This window comes from Pseudomonas sp. LBUM1643 (genome assembly GCF_059716215.1).
Genome location: NZ_CP166813.1, coordinates 1010792 through 1028972, shown reverse-complemented (window position 1 = coordinate 1028972; position 18181 = coordinate 1010792). Strand labels below are relative to the sequence as shown.

General features: G+C 59.9%; 16 protein-coding genes and 1 pseudogene. 11 read left to right on the top strand and 6 right to left on the bottom strand.

Annotated features, from left to right (window positions below):
• The first annotated feature begins 9 nt into the window (after positions 1 to 9).
• The 5 genes from ACA063_RS04495 to ACA063_RS04475 all read left to right on the top strand — a co-directional run bounded on the left by ACA063_RS04495 (position 10) and on the right by ACA063_RS04475 (position 5085).
• Entirely contained in the window at positions 10 to 1185 is a 1176-nt protein-coding gene (locus tag ACA063_RS04495) for an alginate O-acetyltransferase (protein ID WP_497664922.1), read from the top strand.
• Between the two features lie 14 nt (positions 1186 to 1199).
• Positions 1200 to 1856, top strand: coding sequence for an alginate O-acetyltransferase AlgF (locus ACA063_RS04490; RefSeq protein WP_497664921.1), 657 nt, complete (start codon positions 1200 to 1202; stop codon positions 1854 to 1856).
• 209 nt (positions 1857 to 2065) lie between these two features.
• Complete coding sequence (locus tag ACA063_RS04485) at positions 2066 to 3517, top strand: mannose-1-phosphate guanylyltransferase/mannose-6-phosphate isomerase (RefSeq protein ID WP_497664920.1); 1452 nt, start codon at positions 2066 to 2068, stop codon at positions 3515 to 3517.
• Between the two features lie 243 nt (positions 3518 to 3760).
• Positions 3761 to 4225 carry a multidrug transporter gene (locus tag ACA063_RS04480; protein WP_497664919.1) on the top strand — a complete coding sequence of 155 codons (465 nt, stop codon included), beginning with the start codon at positions 3761 to 3763 and terminating at the stop codon, positions 4223 to 4225.
• Positions 4226 to 4260: 35 nt separating this feature from the next.
• A complete protein-coding gene (locus ACA063_RS04475; RefSeq protein ID WP_497664918.1) occupies positions 4261 to 5085 on the top strand; it encodes an SDR family oxidoreductase in 825 nt (274 codons plus the stop codon).
• A 145-nt stretch (positions 5086 to 5230) separates the two neighbouring features.
• Here the strand turns inward: ACA063_RS04475 and ACA063_RS04470 are convergent, their stop codons facing one another.
• Positions 5231 to 6112 (bottom strand): LysR family transcriptional regulator, encoded by an 882-nt coding sequence (locus tag ACA063_RS04470; RefSeq protein WP_497664917.1) that lies wholly within the window; start codon positions 6110 to 6112, stop codon positions 5231 to 5233.
• 110 nt (positions 6113 to 6222) lie between these two features.
• Here ACA063_RS04470 and ACA063_RS04465 point away from each other — a divergent pair.
• Positions 6223 to 7601 (top strand): annotated as a pseudogene (locus ACA063_RS04465) (MFS transporter).
• Positions 7598 to 7996, top strand: coding sequence for a DUF4440 domain-containing protein (locus ACA063_RS04460; RefSeq protein ID WP_497664916.1), 399 nt, complete (start codon positions 7598 to 7600; stop codon positions 7994 to 7996). Before ACA063_RS04465 ends, ACA063_RS04460 begins: the two are co-directional and overlap by 4 nt.
• A 138-nt stretch (positions 7997 to 8134) precedes the next feature.
• Here the strand turns inward: ACA063_RS04460 and ACA063_RS04455 are convergent, their stop codons facing one another.
• From ACA063_RS04455 to ACA063_RS04440, 4 genes are all read right to left on the bottom strand, one after another.
• A complete protein-coding gene (locus tag ACA063_RS04455; RefSeq protein ID WP_497664915.1) occupies positions 8135 to 8998 on the bottom strand; it encodes an efflux RND transporter periplasmic adaptor subunit in 864 nt (287 codons plus the stop codon).
• A gap of 23 nt (positions 8999 to 9021) precedes the next feature.
• Positions 9022 to 9222, bottom strand: coding sequence for a DUF1656 domain-containing protein (locus tag ACA063_RS04450; protein WP_497664914.1), 201 nt, complete (start codon positions 9220 to 9222; stop codon positions 9022 to 9024).
• Entirely contained in the window at positions 9212 to 11404 is a 2193-nt protein-coding gene (locus tag ACA063_RS04445) for an FUSC family protein (protein ID WP_497664913.1), read from the bottom strand. The genes ACA063_RS04450 and ACA063_RS04445 overlap by 11 nt, the downstream gene beginning before the upstream one ends.
• A gap of 157 nt (positions 11405 to 11561) precedes the next feature.
• On the bottom strand, positions 11562 to 13073 hold the full coding sequence (locus ACA063_RS04440; protein WP_497664912.1) for an efflux transporter outer membrane subunit: 1512 nt from the start codon (positions 13071 to 13073) through the stop codon (positions 11562 to 11564).
• Between the two features lie 285 nt (positions 13074 to 13358).
• On the opposite strand from ACA063_RS04440, the gene ACA063_RS04435 reads away from it, so the two are divergent.
• From ACA063_RS04435 to ACA063_RS04425, 3 genes are all read left to right on the top strand, one after another.
• Positions 13359 to 14327, top strand: coding sequence for a LysR family transcriptional regulator (locus ACA063_RS04435; RefSeq protein WP_162437303.1), 969 nt, complete (start codon positions 13359 to 13361; stop codon positions 14325 to 14327).
• A 154-nt stretch (positions 14328 to 14481) separates the two neighbouring features.
• Positions 14482 to 15456 (top strand): 2-hydroxyacid dehydrogenase, encoded by a 975-nt coding sequence (locus tag ACA063_RS04430; RefSeq protein WP_497664911.1) that lies wholly within the window; start codon positions 14482 to 14484, stop codon positions 15454 to 15456.
• 214 nt (positions 15457 to 15670) lie between these two features.
• Entirely contained in the window at positions 15671 to 16180 is a 510-nt protein-coding gene (locus ACA063_RS04425) for a DUF2165 family protein (protein WP_497664910.1), read from the top strand.
• An 11-nt stretch (positions 16181 to 16191) separates the two neighbouring features.
• On the opposite strand, the gene ACA063_RS04420 is transcribed toward ACA063_RS04425, so the two are convergent.
• Entirely contained in the window at positions 16192 to 17094 is a 903-nt protein-coding gene (locus ACA063_RS04420; protein WP_497664909.1) for a DMT family transporter, read from the bottom strand.
• A gap of 138 nt (positions 17095 to 17232) precedes the next feature.
• On the opposite strand from ACA063_RS04420, the gene ACA063_RS04415 reads away from it, so the two are divergent.
• A complete protein-coding gene (locus ACA063_RS04415) occupies positions 17233 to 18108 on the top strand; it encodes a helix-turn-helix domain-containing protein (RefSeq protein ID WP_497664908.1) in 876 nt (291 codons plus the stop codon).
• Positions 18109 to 18181 lie beyond the last annotated feature (73 nt).

Here is an 18181-nt window from a genome sequence, read left to right as displayed (position 1 = left end):
GATCTGACCATGACCCGCTCATTACGCATCTTCTACATCGCCCTGTTCATGGTGACGCTGGTTGTCCTGGGCCTGTGGTCCACGCGCAGCTTCATGGGCTTCAGCACCAATGCCGAAACCACGGTTCTCAACGGTCGCTGGACCAAGGCCGTCGAGACGCACTACGACGACGAATTCCCGATCAAGCGCCTGGGTACAAACCTGTGGGCTGCACTGGATTTCAAACTGTTCAACGAAGGTCGTCCGGGCGTCGTGCTCGGTCGCGATCAGTGGCTCTACAGCGATGAAGAGTTCAACCCGATCGTCAACGAAGAGCTGAACCTGCAAGGCAACTACGCGCTGGTTGAAGGCGTACGCCAGACCCTGAAAGAGAAAGGCGTGAAACTGGTGATGGCGATCGTGCCGGCCAAGGCACGCTTGTACCCCGAGCACTTGGGTGAAGTAAAACCTTCGAGCATCCACGGCAATCTGTACCAGGACTTTCACGCTCGTGTGGCGGCCGACAAGATCCTCGCCCCTGACCTGCTGGGCCCGTTCAACAAGGCCAAGCTGAACGGCGAGCAAGTGTTCCTGCGCACCGACACCCACTGGACCCCTGAAGGCGCGCAGGTCGCTGCCGAAACCCTGGCGAAAACCATTCAGGCCAAGTTCCCGCTCAGCAGCGAGCCGCAGCAGTTCGTCACCAAGCCTGCGGAGAAAGTTACCCACAAGGGCGACCTTCGTCTGTTCCTGCCGCTGGACCCGCTGTTCGAAAACCTGATGCCGGCGCAAGAGCCGCTGCAGAAGCGCAACACCGTGGCCGTCTCTGATCAGCCTGCCGGTGATGACGCCCTGTTCGCCAACACCGAAGTGCCGGTGGCCTTGATCGGCACCAGCTACAGCGCCAACCCCAACTGGAATTTTGTGGGTGCGCTCAAACAAGCGCTGAACAGCGACGTGGTCAATTACGCCGAAGACGGCCACGGCCCGATTCTGCCGATGCTCAGCTACCTCAAAAGCGACGCTTTCAAGAACAGCCCGCCACAGGTGCTGATCTGGGAGTTTCCTGAACGTTATCTGCCTGTGAACAACGAAATCGGTGACGCCGACCCGCAGTGGGTCGCAGAGCTTAAACAAGCTGGCGCCCGCCAACAAAACGTAGCCGCAAACACTAAATCCGAGACGCCCGACCGGGCGCAAAACTGAAAGAGAGGTACACCATGACTTTCACTACTACTCCTCGCCGTCTCGCTAAGACCTTTGCTCTGGCAGCCACCTTCAGCGTCCTGTCCATGAACGCCTTCGCTGGCGGTGACTCGGCGCTCTACGGCCCGACCGCACCGAAAGGATCGAGCTTTGTACGTATCTACAACGCCGGTAACGCTGAAGTCAGCGCCACCGTCGGCACCACCAACCTGAGCGATGTCGCGCCGCTGTCCAGCAGTGACTTCAGCTTCATGCCGGGCGGTGACTACAGCGCCAAGGTCGGCAGCCAGTCCCTGCCGGTGAAACTGGCCGGTGATCACTATTACACCCTGGTCAACAACGCCAGCGGCGCACCGCAATTGATCGAAGAGCCGCCGTTCAAGAACAAGCAGAAATCCCTGGTTCGCGTGCAGAACCTGAGCGACAAGGCCCTGACCCTGAAGACTGCCGATGGCAAGACTGAAGTGGTCCCGTCCGTGGCTGCCAAAGGTCGTGGCGAACGTGAAATCAACCCGGTGAAAGTCAGCCTGGCCCTGTACGACGGCGCCACCAAAGTCGGCGACGTGAAGCCGGTTGCCCTGGAACGCGGTGAAGCCGCGGTGCTGTACGTCACCGGCAGCGGCACCAGCCTGTCGCCAGTCTGGGTAAAACGCCCGGTGTCGACGCGCTAATTAATTCTCTGAATTGACCCGGCTCTCTGTGGGAGCCGGCCTGCCGGCGATACAGGCAACCCGGATTTACCGATGTACCGGGTTGATGCCATCGCTAGCAGGCTAGCTCCCACCGGGACTGAGGTGTCAGTTGGGACACGAGACAAAAACAAGAGTGAAACGACACAGCGTTCGTAGCTCTAACCAAACGATTTTCAAGGAGTAACAACATGATTCCGGTGATCTTGTCAGGTGGTAGCGGCTCACGTCTTTGGCCGCTTTCGCGTAAGCAATTCCCTAAACAGTTTCTCGCCCTGACCGGCGAACACACACTGTTCCAGCAAACCCTGGAGCGTCTGGTGTTCGAAGGCATGGACACTCCGATCGTGGTCTGCAACAAGGAACACCGCTTCATCGTCAACGAGCAGTTGAGCGCGCGTAACCTCGACACCCAACGCATCCTGATGGAACCGTTCGGCCGCAACACAGCGCCAGCGGTTGCCCTGACGGCGATGATGCTGGTCAATGAAGGTCGCGATGAGTTGATGCTGGTGCTGCCGGCGGATCATGTGCTTGAAGACCAGAAAGCCCTGCAACGCGCGTTGGCCCTGGCCACCGTGGCGGCTGAAAACGGCGAAATGGTGCTGTTCGGCGTCCCCGCCACCAAACCGGAAACCGGTTACGGCTACATCAAGTCGACCAATGATTCGCTGCTGCCGGAAGGCATCAGCCGCGTCTCGCACTTCGTCGAAAAACCGGACGTGAAACGCGCCACCGAGTTCGTCCAGTCCGGCGGTTACTTCTGGAACAGCGGCATGTTCCTGTTCCGCGCCAGCCGCTTTCTCGAAGAATTGAAAAAACACGATCCGGACATCTACGACACCTGCGTACTGACCCTGGAACGCAGCGAGCACGATGCCGACACCGTCGACATCGATTCCGCGACCTTCGCCTGCTGCCCGGACAACTCCATCGACTACTCGGTGATGGAAAAAACCCAGCGCGCCTGCGTCGTGCCGCTGACGGCTGGCTGGAGCGATGTCGGCTGCTGGTCGTCGCTGTGGGAAGTGAATGAAAAAGACGCCAACGGCAACGTCACCAAAGGCGACGTGGTCATCCAGGACAGCAAGAACTGCATGATCCACGGCAACGGCAAACTGGTGTCGGTGATCGGCCTGGAAAACATCGTGGTGGTCGAAACCAAGGACGCCATGATGATCGCGCACAAGGACAAAGTCCAAGGCGTGAAACAGATGGTCAATACCCTCAACGAACAGGGCCGCAGCGAGACCCAGACTCACTGCGAAGTCTATCGTCCGTGGGGCTCCTACGACTCGGTAGACATGGGCGGCCGCTTCCAGGTCAAGCGCATTTCGGTCAAGCCGGGCGCGTGCCTGTCGTTGCAGATGCATCATCACCGCGCCGAACACTGGATCGTGGTCAGCGGCACCGCTGAAGTGACCTGCGATGAGAACGTGTTTCTGCTCACTGAAAACCAGTCGACCTACATCCCGATCGCCTCGGTCCACCGCTTGCGCAACCCGGGCAAGATCTCGCTGGAAATCATCGAAGTGCAATCGGGCAGCTACCTGGGCGAAGACGATATCGAGCGGTTTGAAGATATCTACGGTCGTTCCAACCCGATCGAGCGCGGCGTGTCGGTGAAAACCATCGCGCAGTAACTGATCGTCAAAACAAGAAGCCCCCGTCCAGCCCACTGCGTTCCCTATCCGCAGCGGGTTGGGCGGGGGCTTTTTTGTCTGTTAATCAAGATCAAAAGATCGCAGCCTTCGGCAGCTCCTGCAGGGTTTATGCATTCCCATGTAGGAGCTGCGGCACGCTGCGATCTTTTGACCTTGCTTTTCCATCGCCAACCTCACCTGCCCTTAGGTAGGATGACCCTCTCTTCCCCCGAGGTTTGCGTGATGTTCATCGGCGTCCTGCTGGTCATTACCTGGTTGATCCTGTTGTTGCGCTACCCCGCCAAAGCCTTGCCTGTCTCTGTGGCCGCCGCCATCGGATTGGGGTTGGTAGCAGCGTGGGTGATCTGGCTGGACAACCGCGAGGTCAAGCAGTTGGCGCGGCTTGAGTTGCGCATTGCCTATGCGCCCGAACAGTGCCCGGCGGATCGTCCGTTGCAGCTGAAAATGAACAACGGCAACGATGTACCGTTGACGGAATTGCGCTGGAAAGTCGCCGCTTACGCGCCTGGGGATACGGTCAATCTGGCAGACAACCAATACAGCGCGCCACGCTACCGAGGCCCCGGCGAGCTGCAGGCTGGCGCGAGCTGGGAGGACTGTTTACCCATGCCGCCACTGCGCCCCGGTTATCGCCCGCAAACACTCGAGTTTCGCGCCGAGCGATTGCAAGGTACTTTCTCCGACTGATCGTCTCATTCCTCCCGCTGCACAAGGACCGCGCCATGCCCGTTGCGTTGATTACCGGATGTTCCAGCGGCATAGGCCGCGCCCTCGCCGATACGTTTAAAGCGGCCGGTTACGAAGTTTGGGCCAGCGCCCGCAAGTCTGAAGATGTGGCGCTTCTGGCCGCCGCCGGGTTCAGCGCTGTGCAATTGGATGTCAATGACGGCGCGGCGCTTGAATTGCTGAGCACACGGATCAATCAGGAGCGTGGCGGGCTCGACGTGCTGATCAACAACGCCGGTTATGGCGCCATGGGGCCGCTGCTCGATGGCGGTGTTGCGGCGATGCAGCGTCAGTTCGAAACCAATGTGTTTGCCATCGTCGGCGTCACCCGGGCGCTGTTTCCGGTGCTGCGTCGCGCCAAAGGATTAGTGGTGAACATTGGCAGCGTGTCCGGGGTGCTGGTCACGCCATTTGCCGGTGCTTACTGTGCGTCCAAGGCCGCTGTGCATGCACTGAGCGATGCCTTGCGCATGGAGCTGGCACCATTCGGTATTCGCGTGATGGAGGTCCAGCCGGGGGCCATCGAATCCAGCTTCGCCAAAAATGCCGGTCACGAAGCCGAACAGTTGATCACCGAACAGTCGCCCTGGTGGCCGTTGCGTGAAGGCATTCGGGCGCGGGCGAAAGCCTCTCAGGACAAGCCGACACCGGCCGGTGAGTTTGCCGTTGGTGTGTTGAAAGCCGTGCAGCAAAGCAAGCCGCCACGGTTGATTCGTCTGGGCAATGGCAGTCGGGCTTTGCCGTTATTGGCGGGGTTGTTGCCTAAAGGATTGCTGGAAGCTGGGTTGATGAAGCGGTTCGGGTTGAAGGGGCAGCTTTGAGACCGAGTTGACGCCATCGCTAGCGGGCTAGCTCCCACAGGTACGAGGGTGAACACATCATATGTGTACGACGCATATCCCCTGTGGGAGCGAGCCGGCTCCGGGCGGCGTTCCGACGATTGGGCCAGTACATTCACCGCAAATATCAGCCCCAGATCTTCATGAAATCAATAAACGCCCGCACCTTCAGCGGCAAGTGCCGGGTGTCCGGGTACAGCGCATACACCCCTTGCCGGGCGAACGAATGATCCGCCAGCAAGCGCACCAACCGCCCCGCCAGAAGATCCTCCTGGACCAGCCAGTCAGGCAGCACTGCCACGCCTTGCCCGGCCAAGGCAAACGCCCGCAATGTGACCGAGTTGTCCGCGACGATCGCCGTTGTCCACGGCCCCGGAGGGTACAGATGCTCCACACCGTCGGGGTCTGTCACCGTCAATTCCGGCACTCGCCCATGCCCCAGCGTTGGCCACTGCTCCAGTGCCGCCAAGGTGGATGCCGGGGCAAAACGCTCGATCAGGGCAGGCGCCGCCACCGCGAAAATATCGAAGGTCGATAACTGCACCGCGCGCAGGTTGGAGTCCAGCATGCGGCCCAACCTGATCGCCAGATCAAAGCGTTCGGAGATCAGATCGGCATGGGTCGAGGACGTCGACAGGTGAACCTGCAGCTGTGGATGTTGCTCACGAAAGACCGTCAACGCCGGCACTACTTGCGCCAGCGCAAACTCCACGGTGGTGGTGATGCGCAACGTACCCCGCAGCTGCAGGTGCTCGCTGCGGGCTTCCTCCACGGCCATTCTGGCTTCGTCCAGGGTTCGCACACAGCGCTGGTAAAAACGTTCGCCGGCATCGGTCAGCGCCAGTTTCCGTGTGCTGCGGGTCAGCAACGTGACACCGAGTTCGGCTTCCAGGCGTTTGAGATTGAAGCTCACCACCGCGCGCGTCTGCCCTAACAAATCAGCCGCCGCCGTCAGCGACCCCGCCTCTACTACGGCCTTGAAGGTGTCAAAACGGTCCAGGCTGACCATGTCAGAGAGTCCTCACTGTCAAAACAATTTTGACAAACTAGCAGCCAAACCAGCGTTTCCATAGTGCTTCGTGCGCCCTACCCTGCACGCATCAACACAGGGAAGTCGTCATGTCCTATCGCTCGAAAGTCGCGCTGGTGTATCTGCTGGGATTTGCCCTCGATCTGCTGAACATGTTTGTCGCCAGCATCGCCTACCCCGACATCGCACAACACTTGCACGCCTCGGTTACCGAGCTGGCATGGATCAGCAATGCCTACATGCTGGGTCTGACGCTGATCATCCCGATGAGCGTGTGGCTGGCTGCAAGGATTGGCGAGCGGCGCTTGATACTCGCATCACTGCTGCTGTTCGGTCTTGCTTCGCTGCTGGTTGCAGGGGCCGATTCGATTGAAGCGCTGATCGGTTGGCGACTGGTGCAAGGACTCGGCGGCGGGTTGTTGATACCTGTCGGTCAGGCGTTGGCGTTTCGTCACTGTCCAGCGCACCTGCGCAGCCGTTTGACCCTGTGGGTGCTGTCCGTCGCGCTGATGGTGCCCGCGCTGTCGCCTGCGCTCGGCGGATGGATTGTCCAGGCCCTGTCCTGGCGCTGGGTGTTTTACCTGAACCTGCCTTTGACGTTGCTGGCGTTGGCGCTGGCGGCGCTGTGGTTGAAGGTCGACGCCCCCGCGAGCGATCGCCCGACGCTGGACATCCGGGCCTGCTACTCGCCGCGTTCGGTCTCAGTTTGCTGCTGATTGCCTTGAGCCTGTTGAGTGAAGCTGGCACACGTCAATTCGGTTTGATCGGCCTGCTGTTGAGCGCCGTCACATTCGGCCTGTACCTGCGCGATGGTTGGCGCAAGCCCGGTGCGCTGCTCGATCTGCAATTGCTGCACAGCCCTTCGTTGCGGCTGGCGATGTGCGTGTACCTGTTGGTCCCTGGCGTGTTCATCGGCACCAGCCTGATCGCCGTGCTGTACCTGCATCTGCTGGGGTTCGGTACTGCGCAAATCGGTGGATTGATGTTGCCATGGGCACTGGGTTCGGCTGTTGCGATTGTCGTCGGCAAACAGGGCTTTAATCGCTGGGGCCCCAAGCCCTTGCTGGTGTCCGGCATGCTGCTGCAGAGCGCGGGCATGGGTTTGTTGATGCTGATCGAACAACCTCACGGATGGTTACCGGTCACCGCGTATGCCTTGATGGGACTGGGTGGCAGTTTGTGCAGCAGCAGCGCGCAAACCCTCGCATTTATCGACATCCGTGCGGATCGCATGAACCACGCCAGCGCGTTGTGGAACATCAATCGTCAGCTGAGTTTTTGTCTTGGCGCAGCGGTATTGAGTTCGTTACTGGGTGCCCTCGATCCTCAAATACCTGGTGCTTTCAGACACTGCTTTCTGGTCGCTGCAGTCCTGACGTTACTGCCAATCTTTGCCGTCCTGCGTTTCGATGCGACGCACGTGAAGGCCCTTGTCCGTCCCGCTTCCCTACAGGAAAAAAGCACATGAATGATTACCAAGACTACTTTGATGAAGTGATTGAAGCCCACCGACTGATCGAACAATGGTTCGCCCTTCCTCAGGGCAACGACGCCCTGGATAACTTGCTGACCCGCTTTTCACCCCGGTTTTCGATGATCACGCCGTTGGGCCGGGTATTGGACTTAGACACCCTGACCGGATTGTTCCGGACCGCTGGAGGGATGAAGACCGGGTTCAGGATCGAGCTCAGCGAGTTGCGCGGGATTGATCAGCATGAGCGCGGCGCGACGGTGAGTTATCGGGAAAGGCAGGTGGATGCGACGGGGCTGGAGACGGATCGTTGGTCGACGGTGGTGCTTGAGAAACAGATCAGCGGTGTACTGCTATGGCGCCACCTGCATGAGACTTTTTGCCCACGCTGAAGCACCCGCTCTCCCGTGGCGAGGGAGCTTGCTCCCGCTGGGCTGCGAAGCGGCCCCCCTGGCGGACACAGGTTTTACGACTGCTGCGCAGCCGAGCGGGAGCAAGCTCCCTCGCCACAGGTTTATCTTTGCCTCGGACTATTCGCCAGCCGCGGGATTGACCACCACCGTACAAGTAATCCCCGCCGCCAGCAGCACCCCGTCCGGCACTTCATCGATGTGAATCCGCACCGGCACTCGCTGGGCCAGGCGCACCCAGTTGAACGTCGGGTTGACGTCGGCGATCAGTTCACGACTTTCCGGGTTGTCGCGGTCGTAGATGCCGCGAGAAATACTCTCCACATGGCCCTTCATGACTTCGCCGCTCATCAGTTGCATGTCGGCCTTGTCGCCTACCCGTACATGGGGCAGTTTGGTTTCTTCGAAGAAGCCGTAGACCCAGAACGAGTTCATATCCACCACGGCCATTTTTGCCTCGCCGATGCGCGCGTAATCACCGCGATGCACGTTGAGGTTGGTCACGTAACCGTCCACCGCTGCGCGTACTTCGGTGCGTTTGAGGTTCAGCTGGGCGGCTTCGAGTTGTGCCTGGGCGTGTTGATAATCAGCCAGGGCCGAGTCGGCGATGTTGCTGGCGTCGTCACGGTTTTCCCGGGAGATCACCAGGTTGTCCATGTCGGCGCGGCGGTGGGCGTTGACCTTGCGCATCTCCCAGGTCGACTTGCGTGACGCCACCAGTGCCTGTGCCTGTTTGACCGCAATGCGGTAGTGCTCAGGGTCGATCTGCATGAGCAAATCGCCCTTCTTCACCAACTGGTTGTCGCGCACCGGCACGTTTACCACTTCCCCGGTGACGTCGGCCGCGACGTTGATGATGTCGGCGCGCACCCGGCCATCACGGGTCCACGGCGTGTCCATGTAATGCACCCAAAGGGTCCGGCCGATCCATATCGCCAGCGCCAGTACCAACAAGGTGGCGAGCAGGCTGAAAAGCTTTTTCATCAGGGCCTTCTTCAGTGTAAGAGTCAGTGGTAAACGGTCAGCGACAAAGCGCCGAACAGACAGGTAAACAGGCTCAGGCGCAGCAGCGCCGGGTGCCAGAAAAAACGGTACAGGTCGAACCCGGACAGGAACCTGTCCAGCGCCCAGGCCAGTGCCGCTGCGATGAAAAACATCAGCGTCATGGTCGGCATGTACACGCCGTGGAAGGCGATTTCACGAGGCATGTTCAAGTCCTTGAGGGGTACTTTTCGCGTAGGTGGCGAGTGGCGATTGCGGGTCGAGCAGCGACGTGCGGATGAAGTGCAGGTAGCTCTTCACCCGGCGTAGCGCGGAGGTGTCGAAGTGCGGGGCGAAGGGTTCGTCGGTGGCCTGCACACGGCTGATCGCATGATCGACGGCGATCAGCCCGCGCTCCAGATTACTGGCGCTGGGTTGCAGGAACAGACGCATCAACGAACGCCCCATGACGCGGATCGCCTGACGCCACGGCTGGGCTTCGGCGTAGGCCGGATGCACCGGCAAAATCGCCTGTTCCTTGCGCAGCTCGATGATCGCGTGACCGACTTCGAGCACCACGAACATCCAGCGCAGCAAATCACGCTGCACCTGTGGCTGGCCTGCTGCGAGGCCATAGGCCTGGTGCAGCAGATCGCGGGTACTGCTTTCGAAACCGGAGGCCAGGCCCTTGAGCTTGCCGCTGATGGCGTACACCACTTGCCCGCGCAAATCCTGCTCCAGCCGACGCCATAGCCAACGACTGTTAGGCGGCAAAATGATCGCCCCGGCGGCGGCGCACACCAGCATGCCCAGCACCATGGCGATGTAGTCGTTGATGAACGCGTAAGGGTTGTAGACCGTGAGGTTGTCCGGCACTGATCCGGTACTGAAAAAGATCAGCAAGCCAAGGCCAACACCGGCGTACTGGGGCCGTGACGTCAGGAACGAGCCGAGCACGATCACCGGCGCCAGCATCACGCACAGCAATGGAAAACCATCGATCCACGGGAAGATGAAAAACATCTCGACGAAGCCGATCAACGCCCCGAGAAAAGTCCCGCAGGCCATCTGAAAGGCCATGCGTTTCGGATTGGGTGTCGCGGCTGAAAGCCCGACGGTTGCCGCAGCAATCAGGGTCATGGTGGCGCCGCTCGGCCACGCCGTCGCTACCCAATAACTGCCGAGCACCACAAGAATGAACGCCGCTCGAATCCCCGAGGCGGCCGACGCCATCCAGTTGGTTTGCGGGGTAAACGGTTCATCCCACTGCTCTCGAGCATGACTGTGATCAGCCAGGGAGGCGTGAGTCTGCGCATAACCGTGCAGGTCGTCGACAAAGCGGTAGAGCAGTTCGTAGGCCGTGTGGAAATCCAGTTGCTCGGCGTCGCTCGGATCGCTCTCCTGAAACGTTGCCCGCAGGCTGCGAACTCGCGCAGGCAGCGCTTCTTTGTAGGTGCTCAGTGCCGCGACCAGACGGACAGCGTCAGGGCTGGTCAACGCGCGACCGCTGAAACCATCGAGCACTTCGGCGAGGTCTTGCAAGCCCGGTTTGATGGCGGCCACCACATGATCCGCCTCACTGTTGCGCAAGCGTTCAAGTAACTGGTGCAAGGCGTTGAAGCGCGTGGTGATGCCCATGAACTCGCTGTTCAAACGACTCAGGCGACCGTTGCGCCGCCGCATGTGCGGGTCTTCGAACACGGTGACGCTGCGCAGCCCTTCCAGCCCCACCGCCTCGGCAATGAACCGCACGTTGCTGGCTTCAAAGGCGTCCCGTTGGCTGCGACCGCGCAAGCCGTCGGTGACGAACAAGGCGAACACGCCAAAGCGCTGGTACAACGCGTTGCGCATCGCGGCGCTGGCGGTTTGCGGCAGGATCGCGGCACTGACCACCGTGGCGCAGAGAATCCCCAACGAGATTTCCAGCACCCGCCAGACCGCCGCCATGAACGCGCCGTCGGGATGAGCCAGTGCAGGCAAACCAACCATCGCCGCGGTGTAGCCGGCCAACACAAAACCATAGGCGCGGAAGTTGCGGTAACGCGCCGCACCTGCCGAACAGATGCCTACCCATATCGCCAGCGAGCCGAGGAACAGTTCAGTGTTCTGCGCAAACAGGGCAATGAGCGCGACCATGACCGCCGAGCCGGTGAGTGTGCCTAGGAAACGATAGAAGCTCTTGGCGAACACCTGTCCGCTTTGCGGCTGCATGACGATGAACACGGTGATCATTGCCGTGCGCGGCTGCGGCAGTTCCAGGCGCATGGCCAGCCACAAGGTCAGGAAAGCGGCGAACAGCACCTTGAATATGTACACCCAGGTCACGCCGTCGCTGCGTGCCCAGTCAAAGAAACCCCGGCGCCATTCAAGGGAATACAGCCAGCGCAGCGGTGCGGGCATAGGGGTCATTGGCATTCCGGAGAAAAATGAGGCGAGAGCAGACATGTGGCGAGCGAGCTTGCTCGCGCCGGGCTGCGTAGCGGCCCTGAAATTTTGGTGAGTGCTGCGCACTCAAGCGCGAGCAAGCTCGCTCGCCACAAAGATGGGTGAGCCTGAGACATCCTGTTCAATTCGAGAGGCTCTGCAGCAAGGCCGGGGTTTTCGGTGCCTGGGTCTGGCTGTCTTTCGGCACATCGTTACCCGCCCCCAGTCCGCCGCCGAGCGCCGTCACCAGCTCGGCATGAGCGCCGAGGCGCGCGGCCTGAACCTGCTGCTGGACTTGCTGCTGCTTGAACAGCAGCGTCTGGGCATTGAGCACGTTGAGGTAATCCGTGAGCCCACGCTGATAGGCGATCATTGCGATGTCGTAGGTCTTTTGCGCGGTCGCCACCGATTCGGCGGCGAAGGTTTGCTGCTTTTCCATGGACTCGCGACGGATCAACTGGTCGGAGATATTTTTCAGCGCGTTGATCAGGGTCTGGTTGTAGTGCGCAACCGCAATGTCATAACCGGCCGACGCTTCACCCAGTTCGGCGCGCAAACGCCCGCCATCGAAAATCGGCAGCGAGATCGCCGGACCGACGCTGTAGTTGAGTTTCTTGCCGGTCAAAAACTCCAGCGCCCCGCCGCCGGTCGCCATGTAGCCGAGGCTGCCGACGAGATCGACGTTGGGATAAAAACCGGCGTGAGCGACGTCGATTCCCCGCGCCTGCGCCGCGACCTGCCAGCGACTGGCGACCACGTCCGGGCGTTGACCCAGCAACTGCGCCGGTAACGACGACGGTAGTTTCAGTGCCGCTGCGAGCGACATCGTGGGTCGCTGCAATTGCGCACCCTGACCCGGCCCGAAGCCCGCCAGTGCGCAGAGCTGATTGCGGCTGAGGGCGATTTCTTCGTCCAGCGCATCGATCTGGCGATGGGTTTCGGGCAGCGGTGTTTCGGCCTGGCTGACTTCGAAATGCGTCCCGATGCCACCCGCCAGGCGTCTTTGCGCGAGGTCGAGAATCTGTTGTTGCTGCGTCAGCGTCGCGGCGACGATGTCCCGTTGTGCGTAATGCAACGAGAGTTCGATGTAGGCGCGCACGATGTTGTTCTGCAGTTCCAGCTGGGCAAGGCGCGCTTCGGCGGCGCTCATGTGCGCCATGTCGACGGCGCGTTCGGTGGCATTGCTTTCACGGCCCCAAAGGTCAAGTGCATAGCTGAAGCCCAGCGAGACATTGTTGTCCCAGGTCGTGGTGTCCGCCAGCTCGCCCGGCCCGTAGAACTGATCGGTGGGCCAATTGTGACGTTTGAGGGTGGAGTCTGCGTTGATGTGCAAGGACTCGGCGGACTCGGCGATGCCGGCCATGGACTTCGCCTGACGGACACGGGCGGCGGCGATGGCCATGGTGGGGCTGCCTTGCAGGGCGAGGTCGATCCAGCGGTTCAGCTGCGGGTCGCCGTAAGCCTGCCACCATTGCGTGGCGGGCCAGTGAGCGTCCTGTGCGGCGCTTTGGATGGCTTCGTCGGTGGCCAGTGAGTTGGCCTCCAGTGCCTTGCCCTGAGGGGCAATTCCGCCGGTTCCGATGCAGCCGCTGATTGTCAGGGATAGAGCCAAAACACTGAGCGTCTGAAGCGCTCTGCTGATGCGACGCGGCACTGCTGCAAATTCCTGAGATAGGGGGAGACCCCCTGTAGGAGCTGTCGAGTGAAACGAGGCTGCGATCTTTAGATCTTCGCTTTTGAAACCAACATCAAAAGATCGCAGCCTCGTTTCACTCGACAGCTCCTACAGAGGTGAGCGCAATTCTAGAGGTGGGGTTTGATCGCGATAAGCTGGGATTCTTGTGAATCTTTGTTACCGTTAACGCGATAATCCCTTCGTCGGGGGTCTCAGACCCTGAAACTTCGTGTCACAATTTGCCATCGAACCCGAGAGCACCCCATGGACACTTTGCAAAACATGCGCGCCTTCAGCTACGTGGCCGAGGCTGGCAGCTTCACCGCCGCCGCCGTGCAGCTCGATACCACGACAGCCAACGTCTCGCGCGCGGTCTCCAATCTGGAAGCCCACCTGCAAACCCGACTGCTCAACCGAACCACGCGGCGCATCGCCTTGACCGAAGCCGGCAAGCGCTATCTGTTGCGTTGCGAACAGATCCTGGCCTACGTCGAAGAGGCGGAAGCGGAGGCCAGCGATGCCCACGCACGCCCCGCCGGGCAGCTCAAGGTGCACACCATGACCGGCATCGGTCAGCACTTTGTGATCGACGCGATCGCCCGCTACCGCAAGACCCACCCCGACGTGACGTTCGACCTGACCATGGCCAACCGCGTGCCGGACTTGCTCGACGAAGGGTATGACGTGTCCATCGTGCTCGCCAGCGAGCTGCCGGACTCGGGTTTCGTCTCGCAACGCCTGGGCATTACCTACAGCATCGTCTGCGCGTCGCCGGCCTACGTAAAAGCCAACGGCTGCGCGCACAAACCCAGCGATCTGCTGAACCACGCCTGCCTGCGCCTGGTCAGCCCGGTCATCCCGTTGGAGAAATGGACCTTCGACGGCCCTGAAGGGCAGGAAATGGTCACCATCAATAGCTCTCCGTTTCTGGTGAACTCGGCGGACGCCATGAAAACCGCGATCACCAGCGGCATGGGCGTTGGCGTGTTGCCGGTGTATGCGGCCATTGAAGGTTTGCGCAATGGCACGCTGGTGCGGGTGATGCCGAACTACCGCTCGCAGGAATTGAACCTGTACGCGATTTATCCTTCGCGGCAATACCTGGACGCGAAGATCAAGACATGGGTCGAGTACCTGCGGGGCTCGTTGCCGGAAATATTGGCAGCGCATCAGGCGGAACTGACGGCGTATGAATTGAGCGGGAGCCTGGCGGGGGCTCGACTGGCGAATTGAACCCTGCTGCCACCGGGTTACTGTAGGAGCTGCCGAACGCGGCCCGAGCCTTCGGCAGCTCCTACAGGGTTATCTGTTCAATCCTGCCTCGCACAAAACCCGGGAAGAATGTTAGCGTGCTTGGCATTCTCCAAGCACGACGAGCCCTCCTCTCATGAAAAAGACCGTACTCGCCTTCAGCCGCATCACGCCCGACATGATCGAAAGCCTGAAACAGGATTTCGAGGTGATCGTGCCGAATCCGAAAAACGGCGACATCAATGCCCAGTTCAACGAAGCACTCCCTCACGCCCACGGCCTGATTGGCGTCGGTCGCAAACTGGGGCGTGTTCAGCTGGAAAATGCGGCGAAGCTGGAAGTGGTCTCCAGTGTCTCGGTGGGTTACGACAACTACGACGTTAGCTACTTCAATGAGCGCGGCATCATGCTCACCAACACCCCGGATGTCCTGACTGAAAGCACCGCAGACCTGGCGTTTGCCTTGATCATGAGCAGCGCACGGCGGGTGGCCGAGCTGGATGCCTGGACCAAGGCCGGTCAATGGCAAGCCAGCGTCGGTGCTCCGCTGTTTGGCAGCGATGTACACGGCAAGACCCTGGGCATCGTCGGCATGGGCAACATCGGTGCGGCCATTGCCCGTCGTGGCCGGCTGGGTTTCAACATGCCGATCATTTACAGCGGCAACAGTCGCAAGACCGCACTGGAGCAGGAGCTCGGGGCTCGGTTTTGCAGCCTCGACCAGTTGCTGGCTGAAGCCGATTTTGTGTGCCTGGTGGTGCCGCTCAGCGAAAAGACCAAGCACCTGATCAGCCATCGCGAGCTGGCATTGATGAAGTCGAGCGCGATTCTGGTGAACATTGCCCGCGGCCCCGTAGTGGACGAACCGGCACTCATTGAAGCACTGCAAAACAACCGCATTCGCGGCGCAGGGCTGGATGTCTACGAGAAAGAGCCCCTCGCGGAATCACAGCTTTTCCAGCTGAAAAATGCTGTCACGCTGCCGCACATCGGTTCGGCCACCCACGAAACCCGTGAAGCGATGGCCAACCGTGCCATTACCAATCTACGCAGCGCTTTGCTGGGTGAGCGGCCACAGGACCTGGTCAATCCGCAGGTCTGGAAAGGCTGATTCAGGCGACGGCACGTGCTCATGCGCGTGCCGACTTTAACAACTATCCGAACAACAACTGTTCATGTAACGCTCAACTGAACGCTTCTTGATTGTTAATCTAATGCACCACAAGCGACATAACCTGCAACTCAGTCCCCGGCAACTTACACACCAATCGCTATAAACTCCGACAACGCAAAACGCACAATACGTACATTCGGAGATCACCTGCATGAGCCACTTCACCACCCTCTGCACGATCAGGCGGAGCAAAGTACTGATCGTTTTATTGGCTGCACTCTTTGGATTAGTCACCTTGGCTAACAACTTTACCGACTACACGGCCTACTCCGAATACATCGGGCGCATCATCAGCATGAGTGACACTGTAGGCAACGACTCACGCCGCTATCGCGCGGTCACTTCGGCATTGTTCCATCACCGGTTTTACTGGGCGATCATTACGCTCGAGATTATGTTCACGCTCAGCTTCCTGGTGGGCACTTATCAGCTTTACCGAAAAATCAGTGCCCCGCGTCATGAGTTTCATGACGCGAAGAAGTTTGCCATCATCGGTTTTACCACCGCTCTTTTTGTCTACTACACGTTTTACGTTATCGTCCTTAACGAATGGTTCGACATGGACAGTTCGATTCAAGGCAACGCTTTTGACTGGGCGCAAAACAACATTGAGTTCATGTTTCTCGGCCTTATCTATCTCACGCTGGCGAAAGATAATTAAACAACGTGCGCTCATGCCAACTTCCCCTCCACCGGTTTTACGCTAACGCCAGGTTTGCGAAACACCAGGACGTTGCCCAGCATGACCATCACCAATCCCGCCAACGCTGGAGCGGTCCACTGATAGCCTTCGGCAAATGCCGAGACATTCAGCGCCACGACCGGGAACAGCACCGTGCAATAAGCCGCGCGCTCAGGCCCCATCCGCCCAACCAGTGTCAGGTAGGCCGTAAAGCCAATCACCGAGCCGGGGATAACCAGGTACAACAACGAGCCGATGTAACGCGTGCTCCACTCCATGTCGAACGCAATGTCATTGGCCAGGCACCAGACCGACAGCATCGCCGCGCCGTAGGCCATGCCCCAGGCGTTGGTGGTCAGGGGTTTGAGGCCCGCTCTCTGTTGCAGGCTCGACAGCATGTTGCCCGCTGAAAAACACAGCGTGCCGATCAACGCCAACCCCAGGCCCAGCAAGGTTTCGGGGCTGGCGGTATGACCGGCGAGTTCAGGCCAGAACAACAGGCCTAACCCCAATAGACCCAACGCACCGCCCATCAGCACATTGCGGGCGATTTTCTGACCGAAGAATACCCGCGCATTCAGGGCATTCCACAAGGTGGCAGTAGAGAAGACCACAGCGACCAAACCACTGGGAATCCATTGGCTTGCGGTGAGGAAACACAGGAAGTTGACGCAGAACAGGCACAGCCCTTGCGCCACACAAATCAGATGTCCGCGACGATTCATCACTTGCAGGCGACGGCTGAGCAGCAGAATCACGAACAACACCAACGCGGCCAGGCCGAAGCGGTAGACGATCGACACCGGGATCGCGACCACGCCCAGTTGCCATTTGAGGGCAATCCAGGTGGTGCCCCAGATCAGCACGGTCAGCAGATACAACGAAAGGTTCATGGCGCAAGCTCCTCGATAGAGCGTCAGTGTCCTGCGTCGGCGCTGGTCGCACTTGCAAAAACTTGCGCATTTGTCGGGCAACCGGCTGGCGGGGCACTCGCTACGGAGTAGGATGCAAGGCGTTAGAGAGAAGTGATCATGCCCGCACTGGAATCGTTGCAAGTTTTTCAAGCCCTCAACCGCTCGCGCCATGCTCGCCTCGAGCACAGCGCCGAGCTCGGTGACGGCATGGCTGCAGCTTTGTGGAGCAATCATCACGATGCGCAGGATTACGAGGCGCCCAGCCATCACACCCTGTCCTGCTACATCGCTGGCGGCACCGGCACATTTCGCCGAGATAGGCCCGGTGTCATGGGCGCTCCGGACAAGCTATGTATCTTGCCAGCGGATCACCCTTCCGCCTGGGTGATCAACGGCGACATTCGCCTCGCTCATGTGTATTTCAGTCCCGAACAATTCGCGCTGGGTTGCGTCACGTTGCTGGACCGCGAGCCTCGAGAACTGCTGCTGCGCGAGCACACCTTTCTTGATGATCCCATTCAGGCCCGGCGCTTTCGGCAGCTGATCTCGCTCAATTGGAACGAACCCGGCGAACGTCTGCTCACCAGCAGCCTGGCGCACGAAATGCTCAGCCATGTGCTGCTAAGCCAGGTCGGCAAGCGCGAAGGATTGCGGCTCAAGGGCGGGCTTGCGGCGCATCAGCGTCGACAGCTGGTCGAGTTCATCGACAGCCAGTTGGCCGAGGCCATCAGCCTTGGGCAATTGGCGGGGTTGTGCGCGTTGTCGGAATATCACTTTGCGCGGATGTTTCGCGAGAGCTTTGGCTTGCCACCGCATCAGTATGTGCTGGCGAGACGATTGAGCCGGGCGCAAGAACTGTTGCGCACGACGTCACAGCCGTTGGGGGAGATTGCGTTGGCGTGCGGGTTCTCCAGTGCCAGTCATTTCACCAATCGATTCCGTCAGACCCTGGGTGGAACGCCTGGGGAATATCGGCAGGCGTTTTTGCGGTAATCCTGAGATTCTTGGTGTTTGCGCGGCCGTCATCGCGAGCAGGCTCGCTCCCACAGGGGATATTTGTCTGCCA

Coding starts and splice junctions, on each gene's coding strand:
- ACA063_RS04495 (WP_497664922.1), top strand. CDS start 10: ATGACCCGCTCATTACGCATCTTCTACATCGCCCTGTTCATGGTGACG.
- ACA063_RS04490 (WP_497664921.1), top strand. CDS start 1,200: ATGACTTTCACTACTACTCCTCGCCGTCTCGCTAAGACCTTTGCTCTG.
- ACA063_RS04485 (WP_497664920.1), top strand. CDS start 2,066: ATGATTCCGGTGATCTTGTCAGGTGGTAGCGGCTCACGTCTTTGGCCG.
- ACA063_RS04480 (WP_497664919.1), top strand. CDS start 3,761: ATGTTCATCGGCGTCCTGCTGGTCATTACCTGGTTGATCCTGTTGTTG.
- ACA063_RS04475 (WP_497664918.1), top strand. CDS start 4,261: ATGCCCGTTGCGTTGATTACCGGATGTTCCAGCGGCATAGGCCGCGCC.
- ACA063_RS04470 (WP_497664917.1), bottom strand. CDS start 6,112: ATGGTCAGCCTGGACCGTTTTGACACCTTCAAGGCCGTAGTAGAGGCG.
- ACA063_RS04460 (WP_497664916.1), top strand. CDS start 7,598: ATGAATGATTACCAAGACTACTTTGATGAAGTGATTGAAGCCCACCGA.
- ACA063_RS04455 (WP_497664915.1), bottom strand. CDS start 8,998: ATGAAAAAGCTTTTCAGCCTGCTCGCCACCTTGTTGGTACTGGCGCTG.
- ACA063_RS04450 (WP_497664914.1), bottom strand. CDS start 9,222: ATGCCTCGTGAAATCGCCTTCCACGGCGTGTACATGCCGACCATGACG.
- ACA063_RS04445 (WP_497664913.1), bottom strand. CDS start 11,404: ATGACCCCTATGCCCGCACCGCTGCGCTGGCTGTATTCCCTTGAATGG.
- ACA063_RS04435 (WP_162437303.1), top strand. CDS start 13,359: ATGGACACTTTGCAAAACATGCGCGCCTTCAGCTACGTGGCCGAGGCT.
- ACA063_RS04430 (WP_497664911.1), top strand. CDS start 14,482: ATGAAAAAGACCGTACTCGCCTTCAGCCGCATCACGCCCGACATGATC.
- ACA063_RS04425 (WP_497664910.1), top strand. CDS start 15,671: ATGAGCCACTTCACCACCCTCTGCACGATCAGGCGGAGCAAAGTACTG.
- ACA063_RS04420 (WP_497664909.1), bottom strand. CDS start 17,094: ATGAACCTTTCGTTGTATCTGCTGACCGTGCTGATCTGGGGCACCACC.
- ACA063_RS04415 (WP_497664908.1), top strand. CDS start 17,233: ATGCCCGCACTGGAATCGTTGCAAGTTTTTCAAGCCCTCAACCGCTCG.